5 protein-coding genes and 2 pseudogenes are annotated in these 8191 nt (G+C 73.6%); 4 read left to right on the top strand and 3 right to left on the bottom strand.

The genetic code is table 11. The annotated features are described in order from the left end of the window. The 3 genes and pseudogenes from WA788_RS31400 to WA788_RS31390 form a co-directional block, all read left to right on the top strand. Positions 1–450: pseudogene (locus WA788_RS31400) on the top strand (hypothetical protein); the annotation flags it as partial. Between the two features lie 45 nt (positions 451–495). Further along, positions 496–1137 carry a hypothetical protein gene (locus WA788_RS31395; RefSeq protein WP_335983198.1) on the top strand — a complete coding sequence of 214 codons (642 nt, stop codon included), beginning with the start codon at positions 496–498 and terminating at the stop codon, positions 1135–1137. After that, positions 1134–1517, top strand: a complete 384-nt coding sequence (locus WA788_RS31390; protein ID WP_335983196.1) for a hypothetical protein — start codon at positions 1134–1136, stop codon at positions 1515–1517. Before WA788_RS31395 ends, WA788_RS31390 begins: the two co-directional genes overlap by 4 nt. A gap of 145 nt (positions 1518–1662) precedes the next feature. Here the strand turns inward: WA788_RS31390 and WA788_RS31385 are convergent, their stop codons facing one another. The 3 genes and pseudogenes from WA788_RS31385 to WA788_RS31380 form a co-directional block, all read right to left on the bottom strand. After that, positions 1663–1863, bottom strand: a complete 201-nt coding sequence (locus tag WA788_RS31385) for a hypothetical protein (protein WP_335983194.1) — start codon at positions 1861–1863, stop codon at positions 1663–1665. A 39-nt stretch (positions 1864–1902) separates the two neighbouring features. After that, positions 1903–1989 (bottom strand): annotated as a pseudogene (locus WA788_RS36145) (HNH endonuclease); the annotation flags it as partial. Between the two features lie 219 nt (positions 1990–2208). Beyond that, complete coding sequence (locus WA788_RS31380; RefSeq protein WP_335983192.1) at positions 2209–2589, bottom strand: hypothetical protein; 381 nt, start codon at positions 2587–2589, stop codon at positions 2209–2211. A gap of 474 nt (positions 2590–3063) precedes the next feature. Here WA788_RS31380 and mobF point away from each other — a divergent pair, with 474 nt between their 5' ends. Continuing rightward, a complete protein-coding gene (mobF, locus tag WA788_RS31375) occupies positions 3064–8181 on the top strand; it encodes a MobF family relaxase (protein WP_335983190.1) in 5118 nt (1705 codons plus the stop codon). The last annotated feature ends 10 nt before the right edge of the window (positions 8182–8191 follow it).

The following is an 8191-nucleotide window of genomic DNA, read 5'->3' as shown; positions in this document are numbered from 1 at the left end:
GAGGCCCAGGCCGAGGCGGAGCGGGTGAAGGCCGAGACGACGCAGCGCATCGAGGAGGCAAACGCCGCCGCCCAGCAGGCCCGCGACGACGCAGCCCGCCAGGTCGAGGAGGCCGAGTCGGCGCGGCGTGCCGCGGAGGCGGAAGCCGTGCGCCAGGAGGCCGCAGCCGACGCAGCCCGTACCGACCGGGATCGGCTGATCAAGGAGCACGGCGAGGACCGAGAGCGTTGGACGAAGACACTGGACGAGGAGCGGAAGGAGTTCCGCGGCCAGCTCGCCGCCGCGACCAAGCGCGCCACCGAGGCGTACGAAGAGGCCGATCGGTTGCGGCGCGAGCTCGCCGCAGCGGTACGGCCGCCCGTCGAGGAGGAGTCGCCGGCCGACGGGGAAGCCGCGTCGGCGACGAAGGGGGGACGGCGAGCCGCCCGGACCACCGCGGCGAAGCCATGACCGGACCGGGGGACTTAGCAGGCGGCCGCACGGGAGGGGAAGGCAATGCAGCCGGTTGACGTGGTCAGCGGGGCCCTGCTCGGCGCGGCCGCGGCCGCCCTCGCTCGCGCAGTGTGGCAGGCGAACCGGCGTCGGGCACGTAGCCGCACGGCGGAGTGGGGCGCCGTCGGCTTGGTGCTCGCCGGGTGCGCGGCGTACGTGCACGACGCGTTCGGCGGGCCGCGGCCGACGCATCCGTTCGGCGACGCGCCCGGCGCCCCGTGGTGGCAGGTGGCCACGGTCGCCGCCGTGGTGTTCGCCGCCGTGGTGTTCGCCGCCGGGTGCACGCGGCTGGTGGCCCGCGGGGTGCGCGTGCTCCGGCGGTTCAGCCGCCGGCGGCGCGTCCTCGCTGGCAACGCGCATGTTGCTGCTCTACGCGAGCGGCACGACGCGATACGCGAGCTGTACGGGGCCGCGTTGCTGGCCGGCATCGCCGACGAGCTCGCCGACCGCGAGCAGGTCGACCAGCTCGCCGCCGCGCTGCACCAGGCCGGCGACCTACGCGAGACCGCCGGCGACGACTACGCGGCCGGCTCACGGTACGCGCGAGCCATCGGCGAGCTGGAGGCAGCTTGGCAGCCGCTCGCGCCCGAGGCCCGCCGACGCGGCATCGCTCTGGACGACTACGAAGGGGAGGCGTACAGGTGACCACGACGAAGGAAGGCGCGTTGCTCGCCGAGCACGCGGCCGACCTACTCGCCGGCATCCCGCGGCCCGCAAAGCCCCGCGATCCCGTCGACCAGGTCGACGGGGTGTCGCTGACGGAGATGAACCGGTACCAGTGGCAGCAGGACCCGAACCGGCGGCCGCGGTACGCCGGCGAGCTGTACTCCCTCGCGGCCGGTTGGGTCGACAGCCTGCGCACCGAGTGCGCCATAAAGAAGTACGCCCGGTGGATTGGGGAGCTGCACAGCTCAGGGGACTATCGGTACCAGCCCCTCCCCGGCGACCACCGGGCGGCCGGAGACTGCCGCGCGCTCATCCGCTTGTTGCGCGGACTCGCCGCCCACCAGGCGGACGCCGACTGATTCACCGCCAGCTCGCCGACGAGCGGCCCGTGTCCAGCACCAGGGGCGCGGGCCGCCGTCGTCCCGCCCGCCCACGCACAGGTGCCACGGGACCGGCGCGGTTTCCTAACGGATACCCGGGCCCCGGGCATCCGTTAGGAAGTCGTCAGAACAACCGGCCGTGTTCGGCGAACGGGTCGCCGGCCGCGTGGACTCCGGCGACGACCTCGCCGAGCTCCGCCGGGTCGACCACCCCGCGACCGACGGCCGCGAGGACCGCCGTACGCAGCTCGCGGGCCGCGGCCGCGGCGCCCCGTCGGTCAGCCTTGCCGACCCGCCCCGGGTGCGTCACTCGGTCACGGCGCATAGCGTCGCCGAGGTTGTCGACCTGATCCCCGAGCCGGAGGCAGGCCGGCCGCACGCATAGCGTCACGTCGCAGTCGTGACGGATCACGTGCCCGGACGGGATCGGTCCGTTGTGCGCCTGCCACATCCAGCGCGGGGGGCGCACGTTCTCCGAGCGCCCCTCAGCCGCGGCCGCCGTCGGCGCCCAGAAACGCCCGTACCCGTCGTCCGCCACGGCCCCGGTGTAGATCCAACACCGGTCCGTAACGGCGACGTAAGCCCGTAGCCGGGCCCACTCCCCCAGGTCCGCCCGCGGCGGAAGGTCGACGGGCGGGCGGACCGTTTCGGGTACGCGAGGCACGGTGGCCTACGCGGAAGCCGGCGCGGCCGCCGCGGCGCCCGCCTCGCTCTGCGCGGGGATCGTCCCCGCCGCGTCCTCGCCGGCCGCGTCCGCGGCGCCGTCGTCCGATGCCGCGTCGTCCGTCTCAACGTCCCTGCCGCCGGTCACGTCCCGGTGGAGCGTGAGGTACGCCGACACCTCCGCCGGCGTCAGGCCGAGCAGTTCCGCAGCGCGCGCCTTGCCCACCGTCTCTACCAGGTCGGCCACGCCGCCGGCGGCCGCCTCGCGGGCCGCCTCTTCCTTGTCCAGGAGCACGAAAACGGCGTCCGCCGCTTTCCGCTCTCGTGCGTGCTGTTCGCGCAGCGCGGCGCGTCGATCCTGTACGCGGTTGTTCCGTGTCGATGCCATGCACGCAGTGTAGGAGGTGCCCACGTCCGCGCGGCACGGGTTTGGCGTGCGCCGCCGCCGAGTTCCTAACGGTTCCCTCCGCGCGGGCGGCCGCCGGCCGCCCGCGCGAGTCCCCCACTGTAGCCCGCGTGTTGGGCGGGGCGGGGGACGCGGGCGCCGTTCGGCGCCCAAGGGCCCCTCACGGGGCCAGCTCACGCAAGCGTGAGCAGTCGAGCAGAGCTCGACAAGACAACGGAGCTCATCCAGCGGAGCATGGATGAGCCCTCATCAGCGCGAAGCGCTGACAAGGGCAAGGAGAGTGTTAACGATCATGAGGGAAATGCACCCTCATGATCGTTAACACTCAAAAGATCAGCACACCTCTTGCACTCCGGAAATGATCTTGAAAACGGCGTACGATCGCCGGGTGCCTTCCTTCCCGAACTGCCGCGCGAGCGCCGCCGTGTGCCCGCGTCCGGGGGGCGGTGGTCGGGCATGATGACGCTTCACGCGATCTCCGCGGGCAGCGGAATCGACTACCTCATGTCGACCGTGGCGAGCGGTGACAAGGAGATCAAGGCCCGCGACCTCAATGCGTATTGGTCGAGCGGGGGCGACACGCCGGGCGAGTGGATCGGCCAGAAGGCCGCCGCACTTGGCCTTACGGGGCAGGTCAGCCAGGAGGCCGCCGACGCGATCTTTAAGGACGGGGTCGATCCGGCCACAGGCAAGGGGCTTGGCCGCAGGTGGCCGCGCTACCCGACCGCGGATGAGCGGTACGAGCAGATGCTTGCCCGCGAGCCGCACGCCACGGAGGCCCGCAAGGTCGAGCTCCGCAAGAAGGCGGATCGGCTCGGGGAGCAGACCGCCCGGGCCGGGTGGGAAACGGTGCTCTCCCCCGTCAAGTCGTTCTCTGTGCTGTGGGGCGTGTCGAACGACGAGGTACGCGCCGAGTTGGAGGCCGCCGAGGCGGCCGCCTTTGCGAAGGTGTGGGCCCGCATCGAGGGCGAGGCCGCGTGGACCCGCGTCGGCCCGCAGGGTGCCGCCCAGGTCGAGGCCGACGGCGGGTTGATTGCGGCCGCGTTCGTCCACCGGTCCAGCCGTGCGGGTGACCCGGACTGGCACCGTCACGTGGCGATCTCCGCGAAGGTGCAGACGGCTGACGGCCGTTGGCTCGCGCTGGACGCTCGCCCGCTGCACCGCATCACGGTGGCCCTGTCGGAGATGTACACGACCGAGGTTGAGCGCGAGATGTACGAGCGCTTCGGCATCGTGGCCGCGCCCCGTGAGGACACCATCAGGCCGGACAAGCGCCCGGTGCGCGAGTTCGCCGGGGTGTCCGCAGACGTGGTCGGGCTGTTCAGCCAGCGGCGTCGCCAGACGGAGCGCGCCCTACGCGGGATGCTCGCCGACTTCCGCGAGCGCGAGGGACGCGAGCCGAGCAGGCCCGAGCAGTACGCACTAGCCCAGGCCGCAGCGCTCACCGCCCGCCCGGACAAGAAGCCCAAGAGCGTGGGGGCCGAGCGCCGGCAGTGGCGCCGCCGGGCGTGGCAAGCCGGGGTCCGGATGCCCGGCCGGTGGGTTCAGCACGCCCAGCGCGCCAGCCGCGAAGCCCTCGCCGACCGGCCAGCCCCGCCGTCTCTGGACACCGTCGCCGGGCGAACGCTCGCGGTCTTGGAGCAGCACCGCGAGTCATGGACCCGCGCCAACGCGGAGGCCGAGACGTACCGACAACTCACCGCAGCCGGGTGGCACCTCGCCGCAGGCGACCGGTTCGACGCACTCGTTCAGCAGGTCACCGACCACGTACTGAGCCCCGAGACGTGCGAGCTCATCACCCCGCCGGAGCCTCTGACCGTCCCGAGCAGGTACCAGCGCCGGGACGGTTCGCCGATCTTCGTACAGCACGGATCAGCCCGGTACACCTCTCACCGCATCAAGGGTTGGGAGGCGGATCTAGTCGAGGCTGCCAACCGCCCGGCCCCGGTCACGAGGCTGACGGCCGACCAGATCGACGCCGCCCTGTCCGTCGGGGACACCGCCCGAGGCTTCCAGCCGTCCGAGGAACAGCGCGCCGCGGTGCACGAGGTGTTCACCGGCGACACCCAGGCCCGGGCCATCATCGGCCCCGCTGGCACCGGTAAGACGACGATCATGCGGCTGGTCAAGGAGGTAGCCGACGCCCACGGGATCGAGGTGTTGGGCCTCGCCGGCGGGCAGCTCCAGGCCGACAACCTCGCGGCAGCCGCGGACATCCGGGCGGAGAACCTGGCCCGGTGGCGCACCATGTCCGAGCAGTTCGCCCGCGGGCAAGCCCGCTGGACGCTCGCCCCCGGAACGATCGTCATCGTGGACGAGGCCGGCCAGGCGTCGACCCCCGACCTACACGCGATTCTGCGCCAAGTCGAGGACGCCGGCGGCCGCATCCTGCCCACCGGCGACCCCCGGCAGCTTGGTTCCCCGGGTGTCGGCGGCGCCCTCGCGCTGCTGGAGGCCCGCAGCCGGCCCATCTACCTATCCGAAGTCCGGCGCTTCCGCAGCGTCTCCGGGGACCTGCGACAGTGGGAGATCGACGCCGCCGCCGCTCTCGCCCGAGGCGACGCCGAGGGATCATGGGAGGCGTACAGCGCCCGCGGCCGCATCCACACCGGCACCCTTGACGAGATGGTGGACGCCGCGTACGCCGCGTGGCAGGCGGACACCGCGGACGGCGTCGCCAGCATCCTGATCGCCCCGACCAACGCGCTCGCCGCCCAGCTCTCCGACCGGGCTCGCGCGGACCGCGTCGCCGCCGGCACCGTGGACGACCGGAACACCGTCACCCTGCACGACGCGAACCGGGCCGGCCGCGGGGACCAGGTCGTGACCCGCGCGAACAACCGCGACATCCATTGCGAGGACACCCGGCAGTACGTCCGCAACGGAGACGTATGGAGCGTGCGCAAGGTACTGCGCGGCGGCGCCCTGGTGGTCGAGCACACCCTTACCGGCGGAGTGGCCGAGCTCCCCGCCGAGTACGTGGCCGGCGGGGGCGTCGAACTCGGCTACGCCATCACCAAAGACCGCGCCCAGGGCGTCACCGTGCAGTCCGGGCACGGACTTTTCGCGCCCGGGATGGACGCCAATTCGGCATATCCCGCGCTCACTCGCGGCAGCCACACCAATCATGCATATTTGTCGACAGACGCCGGGGTCGACCTGGAGACCGGCGAGCCCGGCCGCCCACTCACCGGTCGTCAAGCGTGGGCCGCCATCGTCGCCCGGGACGGAACACAGCTCTCTGCTACCGCCCTGCAAGCCCGGATGTGGGACGAAGCCGATGCCATCCGGACGCACATCCCCCGCTTGCGATACGTGCTGGACCAAATCGCTGACGCCGCCTCACAGCAGGCAATCCGGCGCCTACTCGGGGAACACCTCGGAAATCTCATCACCACCGCTCCCGCGTGGCCAGCCCTGCGGGCACAGCTGATGGAGTACGCGGACGCCGGGTACGACACGGACGCCCTTGTTGTCGCCGCGTGCGCCACGCGTGAGTGGACCGGTGATATTGACGACTACGCCGCGATCCTGCATGCCCGCAATCGCACGATGATGGAGGCTGGACACGCCGAGCGTCTCCGGTTCCGCGACGAGGACGGCGAGGACCAGGAGCACGAGCGCCCCGCCACCGCGACGACCTACGAGACAGACCCGGAGGCAACCGGGGCCGACGTACTGCGCGCCATCGGGCTGACCCTGCCCGAGGACCAGGCCGGAGACGATGGCCAGCACGAGTACGCTGACCAGCTCGCCGACGCGATCCGGGCCCGCGCTGACCACCTCGCCGAGCTGGCCCGTGCCGACGCGCAGGCCAGCCACGGGTGGGCCGCCGCGTACGGGCCCGAGCCCGAGCCCGAGTCGGTCGCCGGCGCCGTCGCGTGGCGCGACCAGCTCGCCGCCGCAGCCGCGTTCCGCGACCTCGCCGACTACACCGGCGCCGACCCCACCGGGCCGGCCCCGACCGACGATCAGCCCATGGTCCGCGGACTGTGGCGGGCCGCCCAGATGCTCCCCGACGACCAGGCCGCGTACATCAACGCGCTCGCGCTCGCCGCGTCCGGTGCCACGTGGCTGGACGCCGTCGGCACTCCCCCGGCGCCCGGCGACCCCGCCCGCCCGGCATGGGCCCGCGCCGTCGCCGCCGTCGCTGACTACCGCGGGTTGTGGGAGTTCGGGCACGAAACCGCCGCGATTGGCGACCGTCCCACCGAGCCGGTGCAGGCCGCCGACTACGACGCCGCCCGCCGCGCGCTGGACGCTTACCGATGGGTCAAGGCACACCCGGCCCTCGCCGAACTCGACGGCGACACCCTCGCCGTGATCATCGCGCAGGGCAACGCCGGCGAGACCGCGGCCGAGGCAGCCGCCGCCGCCATCGCCGCATACGACGCTGCAACCGTCGCGCAGACGGCCGCCGAGCAGGCCGCGGAGGACGCGGAGAACCGCGCCGCAACCGCCCGCACGGCCCGCGAAACCCTGGTTCCGCAGGTAGCCGCCGAACTCCCCGGCACCAAGGAGGCGCTAGAGGAGATGGTGAACGAGCGGATCGCCGAGCTGGAGACGGCGGCAGCCCGCGCCCGCGCGCAGGCCGAGAACGCCGAGCAGACCACCGACGCGACCCGGGCCCGCGTCGAGGAGACCGCCCCCGGCGCCCTCGCCGCCCGCGAGGCCATGCGGAAGGCGGAGGAGGCCCGCCGCATCCTCGCCCGCCGGGCGATGGACACCAGCAGCGACCCCGAGGCGCCCCCGGCCGACGAGCCGCCCCGGTGGGACGAGCGCCCCCACGGGGACCTCACCGAGCGCGAGTTGGTCGACGCGTCGGCCCACGCCGTCGCCGAGGCCGTCGAGATCGAGCGCGCCGCCCCGGCCCCGGTGTACGGGCCGCAGACCCAGGAGACCGCCCAGGCCACGGCAGCCGCCGCCGAGCTGCGTGAGCACGCCGGCAAGCTGCGCGCGGAATACCGCACCCGCGCCGTGATGACGCCCGAGCAGCGCACCCAGGAGACCGAGGAGCGCACCGCCCGCCGCACCCGCACGGCCGCCGCACGGCTCGCCGGAGCCTACGCCGACACCACCGGCCCGGAAGCCCTGGACGCCGCCCGCGGCCGCGCCCGCACCCCCCAGCAGCAGCCGGAGCCGTGCGCCACCGACGCCCGACGCAAGGCACCCGAGGCCGCGCCGAAGCCCGCGCCGGGCCGACCGCAGCAGCGCCCCGCGGACGAACGCCGACCCGCCCCGCGCAACCAGACAGAGGAGCGGTTGGACCGCGCGTACGGCGACGCCACCGGCCCGGAGGCGATGGACAAGGCCCGCGGCCGCAAGCAGTCCGCGCCGAAGCCAACCCCGGCCGACCGCCCGGCCCCGAGCCCGCAGCAGCCGGAGAAGCCCGCACCGGCAACGCAACCGCAGGCCGAAAAGCCGACCACCAAGCCCAAGCGGCGCCGCGCGAGCGAGCGTCTGGACCAGGCATACGACCGCGACGGCGGGGCGAAGCCGGGCAGCCGGCCAGACGATGCGGCCAAGCGCCGCAACCGGCCCAAGCCGCCGCGCCCCGGCGGGCCGTCCATCTGACCGGGTGCCA

Source organism: Streptomyces sp. CA2R106 (assembly GCF_037034245.1).
Lineage (GTDB): Bacteria > Actinomycetota > Actinomycetes > Streptomycetales > Streptomycetaceae > Actinacidiphila.
Note: the sequence above shows the minus strand (reverse complement) of the source record. Positions and strands in the feature narration are given on the sequence as shown.